Consider the following 18,654-nt stretch of genomic DNA (forward strand, 5'->3'; position numbering starts at 1 on the left):
CTCGCCCTTTTATAAAGCACGGCTAATAACAAGTTTCTGTATTTCACTTGTTCCTTCATATATTTGCGTGATCTTCGCATCACGGAAAAATCGTTCTACTGGATATTCTTTCGTATAACCGTAACCACCAAATACTTGCACCGCCTCAATCGCGACTTCAACCGCTGTCTTAGAAGTAAATAATTTCGCAATAGATGCTTCTTTACCGCATGGTAATCCTTGTGCCCTAAGAGACGCCGCTCTATATACGAGTAACCTTGCTGCTTCGACACTTGTTGCCATATCTGCAAGCTTGAAGCCAATCCCTTGCTGCGCCGCAATTGGTTTCCCAAATTGTTCTCGTTCTTTTGCATAATCAATCGCACATGCAAGCGCCGCTTCAGCAATTCCTAACGCCTGTGCACCGATTCCAATTCGCCCAACATCTAAATTCGCCATCGCCACCTTGAATCCTTGTCCTTCTTCCCCAAGTAAATTCTCCGCTGGCACTTTCATATCTTCAAAAGTAAGTTGTACTGTACGAGAACCAAGGAGCCCCATCTTATGTTCATCTTTTCCGATGATTAAACCAGGTGTATCTTTCTCTACTATAAATGCAGAAATACCACTTTTCCCTGCCTCTGGATTTGTAGAAGCGAATACAATGTATGTACTTGCTTCACCACCATTTGTAATAAACACTTTCGATCCATTAATAATATAATGATCGCCTTTTTTGACAGCTCTTGATTTCAAACTCCCTGCATCTGATCCTGCATTTGGCTCTGTTAAAGCAAATGCGCCTAAATATTCCCCGGTTGCAAGTTTAGAAACATATTTTTTCTTCTGTTCTTCTGTTCCGAAATATAAAATCGGATTCATTCCAACTGACGTATGTACAGCTAAAATTACACCAACTGTTGCACTTACCTTTGAGATTTCCTCAATTGCTAGAATATAAGAAATAAAATCCATTTCTGCCCCGCCGTATTTTGCAGGTGCTGGAATACCCATTAATCCAAGATCACCCATCTTTTGCAAAATCTCTTTCGGGAACACCCCTTGTTCCATACTAGGAACAAAGGGAGCTATTTCCTTCTGTGCAAAATCCCGAACCATTTTCCTCATCATTTGCTGCTCTTCATTAAAACGAAAGTTCATATATTCCGCCTCCATTTGCTATATATCCTTTAAATAATTTGGTAAGACCACTATTTTGTAACAAAAGGGGCATTTATTCGTAAACGTAGAATCCACGACCTGTTTTACGCCCTAACCATCCTGCATTCACATACTTACGTAATAACGGACATGGGCGATATTTACTATCTCCTAATCCTTCATGCAACACTTCCATAATGTATAAACACGTATCTAAACCGATAAAATCAGCGAGTGTCAAAGGCCCCATCGGATGGTTCATACCAAGCTTCATGACCTCATCAATTGCTTCTTTCGTCGCTACACCTTCATATAACGTATAAATTGCTTCGTTAATCATCGGTAGCAAAATGCGGTTTGATACAAAACCTGGGAAATCATTTACTTCAACTGGTACTTTCCCAATTTTTTTCGTAATATCTTCAATTGCTTCATATACTGCATCATCTGTAGCCAAACCACGAATAATCTCAACAAGCTTCATAACTGGAACTGGATTCATAAAGTGCATGCCGATTACTTTTTCCGGACGCTTCGTTACCGCTGCAATTTCTGTAATTGGCAGAGATGACGTATTTGTCGCTAAAATTGCGTGTTCTGGAGCAATTTCATCTAGATTCGCAAAGATTTTCTTTTTAATATCCATTTTCTCAACAGCTGCTTCAATAATAAGATCCGCTTCTTTCACACAATCTAAATCAAGCGTTACTGTAAGACGATTTAATGTCGCTTCCTTCTCTTCTTCCTTCATGCGTCCTTTTTCTACTTGGCGCGCTAAATTTTTCGTAATGATAGCCAATCCTCTATCTAATTGCTCTTGTTTTAAATCTTGTACCTTCACGTCATACCCTGCCATTGCACATACTTGTGCAATTCCTGATCCCATTTGCCCTGCACCAATTACAACAATGTTTTGTACACCCATTTTTTCTTCCCCCTTAATTGTTAATAAATTTTATACCCTCGAACTTTAATTAGTGAACTTCAATCATCACTGCGTCTCCTTGACCGCCACCGCTACAAATCGAAGCAATTCCAATTCCGCCGCCGCGCTGCTTAAGTGCATGGATTAGTGTTACGATAATGCGCGCTCCGCTTGCTCCAATTGGATGTCCCATCGCCACTGCGCCGCCATTTACATTCAATTTTTCTGGATCGATTCCTGCGATTTCTGTACTTGCAATTGCTACTGCTGCAAATGCTTCATTAATCTCGAATAAATCGATGTCTTCAATTGTCTTGCCTGTTTTTTCAAGCAATGCGTTAATTGCATAACCTGGCGTTCTTGGGAAATCTTTAGATTCCACTGCAATTGCTGTATGCGCCAAAATTGTCGCTAATGGCTTTCTTCCTTCTTGCTTCGCTCTGTCTTCGCTCATTAACACAAGTGCGGCACCACCATCGTTTAGTCCTGGCGCATTACCAGCTGTCACTGCCGCTTCCTTATCAAATACAGGTTTTAACTTTGCTAACTTTTCAATCGTTGTATCTTCACGTGGCGCCTCATCCTTTGCAACGACAATAGGATCGCCTTTTCTTTGCGGGATCGTTACTGGTACGATTTCCTCTTCAAAACGTCCTTCTTTATGCGCTGAAACCGCACGCTGATGGCTACGATATGCCCATTCATCTTGCGCTTCGCGAGAAATTCCATCTTCCTTCGCAACTTCTCCGCCATAAACACCCATGTGTGTACCTGAAAATGCGCATGTTAAACCGTCAGCAACGTTTAAATCAATAACTTCATTGTTGCCCATTCTGTATCCCCATCTTGCTCCGCGTAAAATGTAAGGAGTATTACTCATCGACTCCATACCGCCAGCTACAATCAGTGATTGATCGCCAGTACGAATAATTTGATCCGCTAACGTAACCGCACGAAGTCCTGATGCACAAACTTTATTCACTGTTTCCGTCTGCACTTCCCAAGGGATTCCAGCAGCCCTTGCAGCTTGACGCGATGGAATTTGCCCCTGTCCCCCCTGAATAACCGTTCCAAATATAACTTCTTCAACATCACTAGCCGCAACATTTGCTCTTTCAAGCGCTGCTTTAATTGCAATTCCTCCAAGTTCCGTCGCTTTTACATCTTTTAAAGATCCTCCAAATTTTCCAACTGGTGTTCTTGCAGCACTTAAAATAACTGTTTTACTCATGTTTCTTTCCCCCATTTCATTTTTTAACACTGAGCGCTCGCTCGGTATCCCTACGTTGAGAAGAGGTGCAATCATTGCACCTCTTTCTAAAGTTGTATACATTCTTATAAACTACATCGCTTCTTTTTTCTGTCCGATAACAGATCGTTCTAAAATCTCTGTCACATCAAGAGTTTGAACTTTCTCTTCTACCTCTTTCGCTTTCGTTCCATCACTGATCATCGTTAAGCAATATGGACAACCTGTACCGATAATGGATGGCTGTACAGCTAATGCTTGTTCTGTACGAGCAACGTTAATACGAGAACCTGTTGTTTCTTCCATCCACATTAAGCCACCACCTGCGCCACAGCACATTCCAGTTTCACGGTTACGTGCCATTTCTACAAGATTCACTCCAGGAATCGCTTTCAAAATATCACGTGGCGCTTCGTACACTTCGTTGTATCTTCCTAAATAACAGGAATCATGGTACGTAACTGTTTCTTCAATAGCGTGAACAGGCTTTAAGCGTCCTTCTTTCACCCACTGAGCTAACAATTCTGTATGATGATAGACTTCTGCTTGCAAGCCAAAGTCCAGATACTCATTTTTAAATGTGTTATAAGCATGAGGATCAATCGTAACGATTTTCTTCACTCCTGCCTTTTCAAATTCTTCGATATTCTTTGTCGCCATCTCTTGGAATACAAATTCATTTCCAAGGCGGCGTGGTGTATCTCCAGAATTCTTTTCTTTATTACCGAGAATTGCGAATGAAATGCCTGCTTCGTTCATTAACTTCGCAAACGATATCGCAATCTTCTGACTACGATTGTCGTATGATCCCATTGAACCAACCCAGAATAAATACTCGAATTCCTCCCCAGCTTTTGATTTTTCTTTTACAGTTGGAACTGTTACTTCTTCATCACCTTGGCGCCATGTTTCACGCTCTTTACGGTTCAGACCCCACGGATTCCCTTGACGCTCGATATTTGTCATCGCGCGTTGTGCTTCCGCGTCCATTTTTCCTTCTGTTAAAACGAGATATCGACGTAAATCAATAATTTTGTCAACATGCTCATTCATAACTGGACATTGATCTTCACAGTTACGACACGTTGTACATGCCCAAATCTCTTCTTCTGTAATAACATCTCCGATTAAACTCGGATCGTAAGCGAGAGTTGTAGCCGCTGATTCTTGTTGTCCTTTTCCAGCTGCCATCATCGCTAACTGATTTCCTTGTGTATTATTGAAGGCAACTACTGGAACCCACGGTGCTTTTGATGTTACCGCAGCTCCTTTATCAGTTAAATGATCACGAAGTTTTAAAATTAAGTCCATCGGCGATAACATTTTTCCTGTTCCTGTTGCCGGACACATATTTGTACAACGACCACACTCTACACAAGCGTATAAGTCAATAAGTTGATTTTGTCTAAAGTCTTCAATTTTACCAACACCAAATGTTTCTTGTGTTTCATCTTCAAAATCAATCTTTTCAAGCTTTCCTGGGTTTGAAAGACGACCGAAGAATACATTAGCTGGTCCCGCAATTAAATGCGCATGTTTTGATTGTGGAACATAGACTAAAAACGTTAACAAAATTAGTAAATGCACCCACCAAGAAAAATAGAACACTGAAATGGCTACGGTTTCATTTATCCCGCTAAAAACGTAAGCGATTGCAGAAGCGATTGGTTCACTCCATGAAAGCTCCTCACCATGCCATATAAGTCCCATACCGTTACCAAGTAGCACAGAAATCATTAAGCCACCGATAAAGATAAGAACAAGACCTGATTTGAAGTTACGTTTTAAACGAACAAGCTTTTCTACATAACGTCTATGAAAAGCCCAAAATACTGCAATTAAAATAACAAGTGTGACAATTTCCTGGAAGAATGTAAATGCAGGGTATAGTGGTCCAAGTGGAAGATGTGATCCTGGTGCGAGTCCTTTCCAAACGAAGTCAATTGCTCCAAATTGGACAAGAATAAATCCGTAAAAGAACATAACGTGAATGATGCCGCTTTTCTTATCTTTCAGCAGCTTTTTCTGACCGAAAACATTGACCTTAAGGAGATCCCAACGCTCTTTAAAACGACGGTCAAATTCAATTTTTTTTCCTAATTGTATGTAGGCCATTCTCGTCCGTATAAGATATACAAACAAATATCCTGCATAAGCAATAACAGCAATGGCAGCCAGCCAATTAATGATCAGTAAGCTATTCATTTTTATGCTACCCCTCTCTTTGTAAGCCCTCTTTCTTTTTTGAATCTTCAAAAATATATAATTTTCTGAATTATATCCCCTATCCCCATTATATAATGAGTGAGCATTCAGTCAACAGTTTTTTGTTATAGAACAACACATTTTTTCATAAAGCTGTTTATTTCGGTGAAACTATAAAGTGAAACTTTAATCAGTGCAACATACTATCATCTGATGAAATTTATAATAACAGCCGTGCTACCCGTATCATTTGTAACACACTGAAGGTGAAAAGAATGTGAAGGAGGGAATTCACTGATGCTCTACTTATCTCTTTTGTTAATATCCGTTGCTCTTTGGATTACAATTGATCTTTCATACGGGAGATTTCTTCATTTAAAACGGGTAAGCTCTCGCACTTTCCCTTTACGTCAAAGTGATTTTCACCTTTATACATACGGGAAAGATTTGTATGACGCTTTATTTACTGATATAAAACAAGCACAGCACCACATTCATATTTTATTCTTCATTGTAAAAAACGATAAAATCAGTCGTGAATTTTTAAATTTGCTGATTGATAAGGCTCAGGAAGGAATTGAAGTACGACTTTTACTTGATCGATTTGGCAGCCATTCTTTATCAAACGAAGCTATTCGCTCCCTCCGAAAACATGGTGTATCTTTTTCATTTTGTCATAAGGTAAAATTTCCTCTGCTTTTCTTTTCTGCCAATCAAAGAAACCATAGAAAAATTACAGTGATTGATGGGAAAACTGGCTATATCGGGGGATTTAATATCGGCGAAGAGTATCTGGGGCATAATGAATATTTAGGATTATGGCGAGACTATCATTTACGTCTTACAGGAGAAGGGGTTCAAGATTTACAAAAGCAATTTTTGCATGACTGGTTTGATGATACGAAACAGGATTTATTGAATGCTTCTCTTTATTTTCCAAAACAAAACCCAGGTACCATACTGCATCAATTTATTCCGACTGATGGTGCTTATTTACAGCATACTTTTTTACATTTAATTAACGGAGCAAAAAAAGAAATCTGTATCGGTACACCATATTTCATTCCTGGAAAAAAAATTATGAATGCCTTATTAAAAGCAAGAGAAAGAGGGGTTCAAATCACAATTCTTGTTCCAGAAAAAGCTGATCACCCTCTCGTTCGAGAAGCAAAATTCCCATACTGCCGAAAATTAATACAGGCTGGTTGCAATATTTATGCATTTCAACAAGGTTTTTTTCACGCCAAAATTATTATAGTGGATGATGATATTTGTGATATCGGAACAGCAAACTTTGATATGAGAAGTTTATATATTAACCATGAAATAAACTGCCTGTTATATAGTAAACATTTCGTTCAAACAGTAAAAAATAAATTCCATGAAGACCTAAAGAATGCATCCATACTTTCCTATAGCGATGTAAACCCAACTTCTCTTATCGATAGAGGAAAGGAATGGATTGGAACAATGCTTGCTTTCTTTTTATAGGAAAGACAATGAATAAAAGAGGTGTATCTTATATGATTATGCGGTTTGGATATGTCTCACATGCAATGGCACTCTGGGACTGTTCTCCTGCCAAAACAATGACGTTTACAAGCTTTAAGAAACTCAGCAAGCAAGAGCGAGAAGACAAACTGTACCATGTTATAAAGCAAAATTTAGAGCACACAATACGTATCCTACATTACAATATAGCGCATGAAATCCCACTATATCGCCTATCGTCTTCAATCGTCCCACTTGCAACACATCCCGAAGTCGAGTTTGACTATATTGGGGTATTCACACCACTTTGGCGTAAAATAGGAGCTTTAATTAAAGAACACAATTTACGAATAAGTTTTCATCCAAATCAATTTACGCTATTTACAAGCGACAAGCCACATATTACTACTAACGCTATTACGGATATGACTTATCATTATAAAGTATTAGATGCTATAGGCATTGCAGATTCCTCTTACATTAATATTCATGTAGGTGGAGCCTATGGAAATAAAGAAAAGGCAATTGAGCGCTTCCATGAAAACATAAAAAAACTTCCTGCACATATAAAAAAACAAATGACTCTTGAAAATGATGATAAAACCTATACAACCGCTGAAACTTTATCAATTTGCCAAAAAGAAAATATTCCATTTGTATTTGATTATCATCATCATATGGCCAATCTTTGCGAGGAACCACTAGAAGAGTTGCTTCCTGCAATTTTTGAAACTTGGTCACATACAAATATCTCGCCTAAAGTTCACATTTCCTCTCCGAGATCGGAAAAAGAATTTAGGGCTCATGCTGAATATATCGATTTAGAGTTTATCAAGCCCTTCTTACACGTTGCAAAAAAAAACAATCATAATTTCGATATTATGATTGAAAGTAAACAAAAAGACTTAGCACTATTCCAATTAATAGATGAACTTTCTGCTATAAGAGGAATTAAAAGAATAAGTGGTGCAAAGTTACAGTGGTAAATTGTAACTTTGCACCATTTTTTCAAAAAAGTAATTTTTATAGTAAAAAACATCCTATTTTATATGCTATTATTTAAATTAGCATTCCCCCGAGATTCAACTTTATTGAAACGGAGTCATAATATGATTAGTCAAAAAAAGTATGTACAATTTGTCATAATATACATATCTATATTCGCTCTTTGGATACTCTTTATTCCAAATGAGTCGCATATAAAGGAAATTGGGATTCTTTTCTTATTCTGTTTCGCTGCACTTTTTTCTTGCCACTGTTTATATAAAGCTATTAAGAAAATGAAACGCAGTGATAAACTATTTTGGATTTTATTACTATGTACTTGCCTATGTGGATTAATTATGGAGATAACCCTATTTCTTAGTTCACTTTCCATACATGATCAATCTATATTTTCATATAAAGCATTGCCTTTTTTTATCATACAATATATTTTGCTCTTTGTTGGATTTGCTATAAAGTTTATAAAGAATTACTCTATTAAGGGGCTTTCGCAATTTTCATTCGATAGCATCTTTATTATTATTATGAACATTTATTTCACCTTAACTTTTATCTTAGATCTTTCAAGTTTCCGCATGTTAACAAAGGATACTTGGATTTTAATTGGGTATTTCATTGCACAATCATTAGTAATTTACGCCGTTATTAGCCTATATAGAAGAGAACAATATTCTTCTAGTAGAGTCGCATTAATTATCGGCTTCACTATTATACTCATATACGGTTATATTCATCTGTTTCAATTGAACTTTGGGATGAAAACTTCTGCTGAAATTAATTATTTAATACACACTGCTTCTATTTTATTAATTGGACTTTCTTCCATACTATATATTTTAGATAAACCAATGCAGCATGAAACGAAAACAAAATATTATCGATTCGATTATGTACGTTTTATACTACCTTATTTTAGTATAATTATTACTTTTTCTTTTATTATCATTCAACCTTGGGATGATAAGTTCATGTTAATCGGTCTCGTATTATCACTTATTTTGTTATTCTTGCGGCAACTTTACATGTGGAAAGATAATCAAGCACTAATCCATACATATGAACAGTTGACTACACAACTAGAGGATGAAGTTGAAGAAGGTGCATTTGCATTATCAAAAAGTGAACAACGTTATAAATCTTTATTCGAAGATCATCCCGATGCCGTTTTCTCTTTAAATATGAATGGCATTTTTCAACACTCTAATAAGGCATGCGAAAGCTTATTTACTGCCTATTATTGCGAAGTGGCAAGCTATTCTCTGGTACACTTCATTGATTCAAAAGACCACGAACTACTAAAGAAGGCTTTACAAATTACAAAGGAAGGTAGGCCACAAACGTTAGAAGTTCGTACAAAAGAACAAGAAGGCTATTATTATTATCTCCATATTACACTTATCCCTACTTTTATAAACAAAGAAGTGGTCGGAATGTTTGGGATAGCGCGTGATATTACCACTTTATATGAAAAACAAAAACAAGTAGAACATTTAGCCTTTCACGATGCACTTACTGGATTACCAAATCGCCGAAAGTTCGAAAAAGATTTAAAAGCCATTTTAAATACAGCCCAAACTAACGCAAATGATGTCGCCGTCATATTCCTTGATTTAGATCGATTTAAAAAAATTAACGATAGACTTGGTCATGACGTCGGAGATTTATTATTAATTGAAGTAGCAAAAAGATTACGCGGTTGCTTGCGTTCAAAAGATGTCGTCGCTCGCCAAGGTGGAGATGAATTTACCATTCTATTACCAGAAATGTACTCAGAAAAAAGTGCAATTTTTATAGCTGAACAGATTTTAACTATTTTAAACAAACCATTCTTCATTCAAGGCGAAGAACTCTCTATTACACCAAGTATCGGAATTGCGATGTATCCTGATTACGGAACTGATGTAAATGAGTTAATGAAAAATGCTGATATGGCTATGTACCGTGCGAAGGCAAATGGAAAAAACAGATTTGTTTTCTTCTCAAAAGAAATGAGTATCGCTCAAAATGAAATTCAATTCTTAGAAGGTGAACTTTCAAAAGCATTACAACAAAATGAATTTTTCCTTGAATACCAGCCACAAGTAAGCACAAAAACAAAACAAATTATCGGTTTTGAAGCATTAATACGTTGGAAGCATCCAAAACTTGGCATCGTATCTCCAGCCCAATTTATCCCTCTAGCAGAGGAAACTGGTTTTATTATTGAACTTGGTAATTGGATTTTACGTACTGCCTGTTTAGAGGCAAAAAGATGGCATAATCAAGGTTTTTCTCACTTAAAAGTTGGTGTGAATTTATCTGTTGTTCAATTTAACCATGCAGATTTAATCTCAACTATTTCAAAGGTGTTGGAAGAAACAGAACTGAAACCAGAAGCACTAGATATTGAAATTACGGAAAGCATCGCAATTAATCAAAATCAATCTGTAGTTGCAAAACTAGAACAGCTTCAAAATCTCGGCATTCAAATTTCAATCGATGACTTTGGAACTGGTTATAGTTCTTTAGCTTATTTAACAAAATATCCAATTAACACATTAAAAATTGCTCGAGAGTTTATTTGTGGAATTACAACTAGCCCTTTAGAAGAAGCAATTGTCTCTTCAATTATTACACTATCAAAAGAACTAAATTTAGAAGTGATTGCAGAAGGTGTAGAAACGGAAGAAGAATGGGAATTTTTACATAGACAAAATTGTGATCACATTCAAGGATTCTTTATTAGCAAACCTGTTTCTAGTAAAGACGTTTGGATGTTACTCCATAAAAAAACAACCGTCTAAATAAGGCGGTTGTTTTTTAAAACTCAAAAGGTAAATCTGCAGCTACTTGTACCTCTTGATCATTATGAGAAATTATTTGACTTTTCTCTAATGCTGTATCACCTAATGAAATACCCCATGCCATTGCTAACGTTAATAAACTACCAATAAGTAATTTCTTCATATTCCATCACCCACATTTTTTACTTTTAATATATCATGAAAATTTATTCACATTGTATGCAATTATGCATATCCACTTTTTAGGTTGTTTATCTGCTGATTTTATTTACAAGCGCTTCTTTATATGCATGCATTTCTAATATATCAAAAAAGAAACTTGCCTTCTTATATGCATCTTCAATCTCTGCCTCTTCATACTCCAACTTCCTTAGGCATTCACCTCTTTGATAATATAGCTGTCCAATTAATGCCATACTATTAATTCGGCATGATATTTCAATTGCTTTATTTACTTGATAAAGTGATTCTTCATATCGACTATCTAAGTATAATGCTTTTGCATGATTATACCTTACCTTCACGTCAAATTCTTCATTATCATGCAATGCCTCTAATTGTTTTAATATTTGTTCAAATAAATCAATACCCTTCTTCAAATAGCCATTTTCAGCATAAATGTTTGCAATTGCGTTTTCAATATAAAGATTCTGATATACATCTATTCCTGTCAATTGTTGATTGAGCAATTTCTTTAATTCTAAAATACAATATTCGTAATCGACTTTTTTCAATACGTAAGCAGCTACATAATATTGCCATTGAAGAAATTGCTGGAATTCAGGATGATATTCTTCCTTTTTCAGCTCATTCCATACTTTATTATAAATTTCTTTATATCTTTTTTGCTTACAAAGCATAATGACTTGATCTTTAAACTGTTTTTTTCTTTCAATATCCGAATAAATGAGTACCTCATAAAAATGAATAATGGGAATTTGTAATTTTGCTGCAATACCTTGCAATATATCCATACTTGGGTATACTGCACCCGATTCAATTCTGCTTACTTCCGATTGATGACATATGTTCTCGGATAACTGTTTTTGTGTTAATCCTCTCAACACTCTAATTTTCTTAATTTCACTTCCTAATTTCTCTGCTTGCATACTTACTCACCATCCCATTATAACAATCTAATTTTTTAAGTTGTCATACCACTACAATAATGTGAATTCGACAATTTTTGATATGAAATAATGCATAATATATATAAAATTCGGCAAATTTTTCATACAATTCATCTCACATATAATAATAGATTAGGAGTGTTATAGATGAATTATAGAAAACTTGCCAGTGCTTTCGTTACATTCGGTCTTCTTTATCCTTTATCAACAGAAGCTATTCATGCTCAAAAATTGGACAAAAGTGAAGTAAAAGTTGAAATCGCTCAGCCTGGTTTAACAATCGGGAAATTAACACAACCTCAAAATGATACGAAAGAAAATATTGCTAAAAAGTATTTAAAAGGTGAGGTAAACGGGGCTAAAGCTCAACAAGAACAAGTCACTACTGAAAAAAATGTAGATTTCCAACCTACAAATAAAGAAACCAAAGAAAATCAAACCGAAGTTCGCCTTGCACAAACATATAAAAACTATAAAGTATATGGCCAAGATCTCATTGTAAAAGTAGATAAAAATGGAGTGATCACAACTGTTAGTGGTAAAGTTGTTCAAAATTTAAATCAACAACCTAATCTTACTATAACAAATTTTTTGTCGAAAAATGAAGTAAAATCTAAATTACGCGATATAGTTCAAATTCCAAGTGATGCAGCTGAGACGGAATTCTCTAGCGAAACCGTTGTTTATAAGAAAAAAGATGGCTATTATACATTCGCAACTGTTATTACATTTACTTATGAAAACAATGAACAAATTATAAACGGCAATGCTATCGTTGATCTAAAAACTGGCGAAGTACTTTTCCAAGAAAAGTTCATTAAAAACAAAGAGAATAAGACTATAAATCAAGTAACATCACCTAGATTATCCCCTGCAAGTGAGCAAGGAACTGGGAAAAATGCACTTCAAGAAAACATCTCTTTCAATATTGCCAAAGGAACTGATGGAAAATTTTATTTAGCCGATTTATCACGCGGAAATGGTATTTATATTTATAATGCAAACTACGCCGATTCCCTCGGGGGATATAGTCAAGCTGGTTATCCAGGGACACTAATTTCAAGTAGCACTCCTAATTTTGCAGATAAAGAAGCCGCGGGCGCTATGAAGAACATGAGTGATATTTATGATTACTTTAAGAAAGAACATAATCTAAAAAGTTACGACAATAAAGATTCAAAAGTTGTTGCTAGTGTACACGGTTTTGATTCTACTGAAGTTAGTGATGGTGTAAAAGAAGACTATGTAAATGCATTTTGGCATCCTGCTTGGAACCAAATGGTATTTGGTGATGGTTTAGACGGAAAACTAACATCAGCTCTTGATGTAACAGCTCATGAATTTGGACATGCTGTATTCAGTGGCACGACAAAAAATAAAGTCGTGAGATATCCAAGCGCTGAAACATCTGCACTAAACGAGGGATTAGCAGATTTCTGGGGTACACAAATCGAATATTACGTAAAGAAAGATAAAGGAAACTGGATTATGGGCGATACATTAGGTGGCCTAACAATTCGTGATATCCCAAGGGAAATTGGTGACGGCGGCCATAAACTATATACAAATTTACAAGATTTCTATAACGATGGTAATAATCAAGAATCACACGTAAATTCTGGTATTATTAGTCACGTATTATATCAATTAGCTGAAGGTAAAACATATAACGGTGTTGCTGTTCAAAAACAAGGTAATGAAAAAGTAAGTAAAGTTGTTATGCGTGCATTGCAAAATTACGCAACTTCCGCTGAAGACTTTGAATCACTTCAATCTCACATCGTACAAGCTGCAAAGGATCTATATGGCACTGCCGTATCAAATGAATTTGCAAAGGCATTTGAAGCACATGGTTACAAGTCATTACAAAAAGTAAATCAAGTAATAGAAGTAAAATAAGTATAAAAAGAAGGTCACCTCTCATAGGTAACCTTCTTTTTACATCCAACCCTTTTCTTCCGCAATTGTAATTGCCTCAATTCTATTTTTCGCATCGAGCTTCGTTAATACTTCAGAAATATAATTACGTACTGTACCCGGTGAAAGATAAAGTACCTTCGCAATTTCGTTTGCCGTCTTTCCTTCTTTCGCAAGCAACAATACTTCCTTTTCGCGATCTGACAACGGATTTTGCTCCTGCCATAAGCCAAACATTAAATCTTGGGAGACCTCTCGTTTCCCCTTCATTACATTACGAATTGCTGCCGCTAAATCTTCACTTGGGCTATCCTTTAATAAATAGCCGTGCACACCAGCTTTCATTGCTCTTTCAAAATATCCCGGCCGTGCAAATGTTGTTAAAATCATTACTTTACATAATGATTTTTCTTTTTTTAACGCTTCAGCAACATCTAATCCACTTTGAATCGGCATTTCAATATCCATAATACTTACATCTGGCTTTAACGATTCAATTAATTTTAACGCCTCTTCCCCGTTCGCAGCTTGCCCAATTACTTCGATATCATCTTCTAGATCAAGCAGGGCCCCTAATGCACCACGAAGCATCCGCTGGTCTTCTGCAATAATAATTCGAATCATGCCCTCACCTCATCTTTTCCTGTTCTAATAACAACTGGAACTTTTACCGTTAATAACGTCCCTGGATTGATTGTACCTAGTTCAACAAATCCATCAATAAGAGCAATTCGTTCTTTCATGCCGCGAATACCATTTCCATCATGATTTTGATCTGTTAAACCGATTCCGTTATCTTCTACTTTCAAAATCAGTTCACCTTGTGATTCTAATACAGAAACTGCGCACCGCGTTGCCTTACTATGTTTTACAACATTTGTAACGGCCTCACGTAAACACATCCCGACAATATTTTGTTCAATTGGTGATAACGAGCTCGATCTTGCTTCTTGCCTCACTTCTAATTCAATATTAGCTGCTTGTAAGATCGCTTTTATTTGCTCTAGCTCTTCTTCTACCGTAATCATACGCATATCAGAAATTAATTCTCTCAGCTGTTTTAAAGCTGTACGAGAAGTTTGTGTAATTTCCTTAGCTTCCGCACTTGCACGCTCTGGATTTTTCACAATTAACTTCTCTACAAGCTGGCTTTTCAAAGTAATAAGAGATAACGTATGCCCTAATGTGTCATGAAGATCTCTTGCAATCCGCTGCCGTTCTTCACGTTTTACTAAGTCTTTAATTTGCTCGTTCGCCTGATCCAATTGATTTCTTAACATCTTTTTCTGATTAAAATTGCGCATACCAAATGGCGTAAGAAGCATTAAAATAAACATTGGAACGATATTTACTAAACTTGTAGTTGTTAGTTGATTCATATTTACAAATAAAAATGCTCCAAGCATGATAACTAACGAACATAACAGCACTCGAAATACTTTCTTATTTGGCGCAAATCCCATCGCACTTGCTGTGAAAAAGCCAAAAAATATCATAAAAGGATTATAAAATAAAGCAAATAAAAAGATGAGTACCATTTGAATACACGCCCAAAAAACAAACGTCCTCTGAACAAAATAAAGCTGACGGTATGTGATAATAAAAAGTATCAACATACTGCTTCCTAGCACAAGCTTCCATCCTGATGCTTGTGCTAAGTGATAAATTGGAAATAATAGATAAACAAACCACATGTATGGAAAAAATCCCATATGTTTCGGAAAAATCTCAATCCTCTTCTTCTCTATCATTTATACCGCTTCCTGTCTTTTTCTTATATATATTGATACTACAACAAATATAAGGAAATAACCTCCTAATACCGCGATATTTTCCCATCCAATTGATTTTCCAGCTACAATATCCCACGCACCACTTCCGAAATGGTATGTCGGTGTCCATTCACCAATCGTTCTTAATATTTTGGGGAATACTTCAATCGGCATCCATAACCCGCCAACTATAGCTAAACTCATATTTAAAATATTTGCTAAGCCAGCAGCTGCGTCCGCCTTCTTAATGGAACCTATTACTGTTCCTAATGCTAAAAATGGTGTTACCCCTAACAATAACCATAATCCCGCACCAATCCATTGCCCTACCGTTAACTCAACATGATTAATTAGTATCCCTGCAATAAAGATAACTAATATTGAAAAAGCATTTACTACTGTTTGTGCAATAATTTTAGCAGTTATATACGCACCCTCTGGAAGTGGTGTGATTTTCAAAAGATGTGTCCATCCTTGTCCTCTTTCCTGAGAAAGTCTCACACCGAAACTAAAGAGTGCAGTCCCTACAATACTGAAAGTTGCCATCGAAATTAAATAGTGTGCTTTCCACGCATCTCCGTTTTGTGGTACTTGAACAACATTTGTAAAAATGTAGTAAAACATAACAGGCATTAATAATGAGAAAAAGATAAATAATTTATTGCGGAATGTACGTAAAATTTCTATTTTGCATTGCATCCATAATGCTCTCATGCGATTTCCTCCTTCTGATTTGCGACAAACTGTTCGAATGCTTCATCAAGACTTCCACGTTCAACTGAAACATCTGTTACAGGTAAACTCTTTTGATAAATGGCTTTTAAAGTTGCATCCGTATCCTCCGTTGTTAAAATGAAGCGTCCTTCGCTTGACTTTACTTCTGTTACATTTGGTAATTCCTTTAGTAATTTTGTAGGAATGCTTTCCTTCGAGTAAAATGTGATTGTTTTTCGCGAAATCGTCGCTTTCATTTCGTCTGGTGTACCATCTGCGATAATCTTTCCGTTCGCAAATAATAAGATACGATTTGCTAAAGCATCTGCTTCTTCTAAATAATGCGTCGTTAAAATAATTGTTTTCCCTTCACTTGCTAACTTTCGAATCGTTTCCCAAAACATTCTTCGAGACGTAATATCCATTCCGACTGTCGGCTCATCTAAAAATAACAAATCTGGATTTCCCGCAAGTGCAAGCGCAAAATTCAACCTTCTTTTTTGCCCACCTGATAACTTCTCACATCTTTGCTTTCGCTCTGATTCTAAATTTGATAACTGCAGTAACATTTCTTTCGCTATAGGATTCGTATAATAACTACGGAATAACTCGATTGCCTCTTCCACCGTAATACTATCAATGACACTTACTTCTTGCAGCATCGCACCGAGGCTATTACGAACATCTCTATGCTTTGGACTCTTTCCAAATATAAAGACCTTACCTTCTGTCGGGTCCTTTAATCCAAGCATCATCGACATCGTCGTTGTTTTCCCCGCACCATTCGGACCAAGTAACGCTACTATTTCCCCTTTATTTACATGAAATGAAACATTATTTACTGCGTTTTTATGTTTAAATGTTTTAGAAACACCATTTACTTCAATAATCTTTTCCATCTCTCCACCCCCGCTGTTTCTTATATTTACATTGTATTACTTGGAAAATTTAGGAAACAGTATGATGCGTCATGACATCGATATGACAATTGTCATGTATTCTTTATGAGAGGAATCAAGCTGCATACCGCAAGCGAGTAGCAGGACGAAAATAAACATGATACAATCGGTTAAGATATATATTCGAGGAAGGACAGTGGTTTTCATGATTATTCGTAATGAACAAGATTTAGAAGGCTTACGAAAAATCGGCCGCATCGTTGCGCTTGCACGTGAAGAAATGAAAAAAGAAGCGAAGCCAGGTATGACAACGAAAGAGCTTGATTTGATCGGTAAAAAAGTATTAGATGAGCATGGTGCTATTTCTGCACCTGAAAAAGAATATGATTTCCCAGGTGTAACTTGCATTAGTGTAAATGAGGAAGTTGCTCATGGTATTCCAGGAGATCGCGTATTAAAAGAAGGCGACTTAGTAAACGTCGATGTATCTGCTGCACTTGATGGCTATTATGCAGATACAGGTATCTCATTTGTTCTTGGAGAAGACGAAGCAAAAGAAAAGCTTTGCCAAGCAGCAGTTGATGCATTTTGGGCAGCAATGAAAAAGGTTAGAGCTGGCTCAAAACAAAATCAAATTGGTCGTGCTGTTTCAAACTTCGCACATAAAAGTGGATACAATGTTATTCAAAACTTAACTGGTCACGGCATTGGTCTTAGCTTACATGAAGCACCAAATCACATTTTAAGTTACTATGATCCAATGGATAATGCGCTTCTAAAAGACGGTCTTGTTATCGCTGTAGAACCGTTCATCTCTATGAAAGCTGATCATATTATTGAACGTGGTGACGACGGCTGGACATTCGTTACACCTGATAAAAGTCTTGTTGCACAATGTGAACATACCGTTGTCGTAACGCGCGGCGAACCAATAATTTTAACAGAAATCTAATACCAAAAACGGCTGTTTTGTAGATTTATTCCACATAAAACAGCCGTTTTTATTTTTGGGAAAATATGTGAACTACTGTTGAACTCTTTATCATTTAAGTATATAATCTTTAGCGGAGGTTACTTAAGCTTATCTTTACTAAAAAGATATTGTAACTAAGGAGTAAAACACCTTCTTTCTTATTGTTTAAACAGTCTCAAAAATGACCGTAGTAACGTCTTAGTCGAATATTCTGTAATTCTTATATTCCTCTAACAATGTAAGAAACTATCATCTTTCAACTTCGGTCCACTAATCGCACAACTCTCTTTAGACAAAATAAATGACTATTTTCAAAGTACATATTGTCTTCATTCTGACCAAAACCAACCCTATCTAGCTTTTTATCTCCACATAACTTTAAGGCAAAAATAAGCCTTCACAAAGGGATACACTACATTGGTTAGTATGTATCGTAAAACTTACCTTTATA

The 18,654-nt window shown here is 36.2% G+C and carries 15 protein-coding genes; 5 read left to right on the forward strand and 10 right to left on the reverse strand.

Going from position 1 to position 18,654, the window contains the following annotated elements; translation table 11 throughout:
* Positions 1-9 precede the first annotated feature (9 nt).
* The 4 genes from H6481_RS07555 to H6481_RS07570 form a co-directional block, all read right to left on the reverse strand.
* Positions 10-1,140: an acyl-CoA dehydrogenase gene (locus H6481_RS07555; protein ID WP_182811332.1), complete on the reverse strand. Its 1,131-nt coding sequence runs from the start codon at positions 1,138-1,140 to the stop codon at positions 10-12.
* 73 nt (positions 1,141-1,213) lie between these two features.
* Positions 1,214-2,065: a 3-hydroxybutyryl-CoA dehydrogenase gene (locus H6481_RS07560; protein ID WP_000538874.1), complete on the reverse strand. Its 852-nt coding sequence runs from the start codon at positions 2,063-2,065 to the stop codon at positions 1,214-1,216.
* Between the two features lie 49 nt (positions 2,066-2,114).
* Positions 2,115-3,398 carry an acetyl-CoA C-acetyltransferase gene (locus tag H6481_RS07565; RefSeq protein ID WP_003272453.1) on the reverse strand — a complete coding sequence of 428 codons (1,284 nt, stop codon included), beginning with the start codon at positions 3,396-3,398 and terminating at the stop codon, positions 2,115-2,117.
* A gap of 9 nt (positions 3,399-3,407) precedes the next feature.
* Complete coding sequence (locus tag H6481_RS07570; RefSeq protein WP_182811334.1) at positions 3,408-5,519, reverse strand: (Fe-S)-binding protein; 2,112 nt, start codon at positions 5,517-5,519, stop codon at positions 3,408-3,410.
* A 297-nt stretch (positions 5,520-5,816) separates the two neighbouring features.
* On the opposite strand from H6481_RS07570, the gene cls reads away from it, so the two are divergent.
* From cls to H6481_RS07585, 3 genes are all read left to right on the forward strand, one after another.
* The gene (gene cls, locus H6481_RS07575) at positions 5,817-7,010 is read left to right on the forward strand and encodes a cardiolipin synthase (RefSeq protein WP_000966410.1); all 1,194 of its coding nucleotides are present in this window, start codon (positions 5,817-5,819) and stop codon (positions 7,008-7,010) included.
* Between the two features lie 32 nt (positions 7,011-7,042).
* The gene (gene uvsE / locus H6481_RS07580) at positions 7,043-7,996 is read left to right on the forward strand and encodes a UV DNA damage repair endonuclease UvsE (RefSeq protein WP_014482183.1); all 954 of its coding nucleotides are present in this window, start codon (positions 7,043-7,045) and stop codon (positions 7,994-7,996) included.
* 123 nt (positions 7,997-8,119) lie between these two features.
* Entirely contained in the window at positions 8,120-10,798 is a 2,679-nt protein-coding gene (locus H6481_RS07585; protein ID WP_097920062.1) for a DUF4084 domain-containing protein, read from the forward strand.
* Between the two features lie 16 nt (positions 10,799-10,814).
* Here the strand turns inward: H6481_RS07585 and H6481_RS07590 are convergent, their stop codons facing one another.
* Entirely contained in the window at positions 10,815-10,961 is a 147-nt protein-coding gene (locus tag H6481_RS07590) for a quorum-sensing peptide PapR (protein ID WP_016079631.1), read from the reverse strand.
* 88 nt (positions 10,962-11,049) lie between these two features.
* Positions 11,050-11,907: a helix-turn-helix domain-containing protein gene (locus tag H6481_RS07595; protein ID WP_001147494.1), complete on the reverse strand. Its 858-nt coding sequence runs from the start codon at positions 11,905-11,907 to the stop codon at positions 11,050-11,052.
* Positions 11,908-12,075: 168 nt separating this feature from the next.
* Between H6481_RS07595 and H6481_RS07600 the strand changes: the two genes are divergently transcribed.
* A complete protein-coding gene (locus H6481_RS07600; RefSeq protein WP_182811337.1) occupies positions 12,076-13,827 on the forward strand; it encodes a M4 family metallopeptidase in 1,752 nt (583 codons plus the stop codon).
* 39 nt (positions 13,828-13,866) lie between these two features.
* Here the strand turns inward: H6481_RS07600 and H6481_RS07605 are convergent, their stop codons facing one another.
* Genes H6481_RS07605 through H6481_RS07620 form a run of 4 tightly spaced genes read right to left on the reverse strand, consistent with a single transcriptional unit; the run spans position 13,867 to position 17,230 of the window.
* Positions 13,867-14,469: a response regulator transcription factor gene (locus H6481_RS07605; protein ID WP_097961427.1), complete on the reverse strand. Its 603-nt coding sequence runs from the start codon at positions 14,467-14,469 to the stop codon at positions 13,867-13,869.
* Positions 14,466-15,596 carry a sensor histidine kinase gene (locus H6481_RS07610; protein ID WP_182811340.1) on the reverse strand — a complete coding sequence of 377 codons (1,131 nt, stop codon included), beginning with the start codon at positions 15,594-15,596 and terminating at the stop codon, positions 14,466-14,468. Before H6481_RS07610 ends, H6481_RS07605 begins: the two co-directional genes overlap by 4 nt.
* Positions 15,597-16,331, reverse strand: coding sequence for an ABC transporter permease (locus H6481_RS07615; protein ID WP_001202428.1), 735 nt, complete (start codon positions 16,329-16,331; stop codon positions 15,597-15,599). It lies immediately after the preceding gene.
* The gene (locus H6481_RS07620) at positions 16,328-17,230 is read right to left on the reverse strand and encodes an ABC transporter ATP-binding protein (RefSeq protein WP_097961426.1); all 903 of its coding nucleotides are present in this window, start codon (positions 17,228-17,230) and stop codon (positions 16,328-16,330) included. Before H6481_RS07620 ends, H6481_RS07615 begins: the two co-directional genes overlap by 4 nt.
* A 157-nt stretch (positions 17,231-17,387) precedes the next feature.
* On the opposite strand from H6481_RS07620, the gene map reads away from it, so the two are divergent.
* Positions 17,388-18,182, forward strand: a complete 795-nt coding sequence (map, locus tag H6481_RS07625) for a type I methionyl aminopeptidase (RefSeq protein ID WP_100910518.1) — start codon at positions 17,388-17,390, stop codon at positions 18,180-18,182.
* Positions 18,183-18,654: the final 472 nt, after the last annotated feature.

It is taken from the genome of Bacillus sp. ME78, from assembly GCF_903970865.1.
In the GTDB taxonomy this organism is placed as follows: Bacteria; Bacillota; Bacilli; order Bacillales; family Bacillaceae_G; genus Bacillus_A; species Bacillus_A cereus.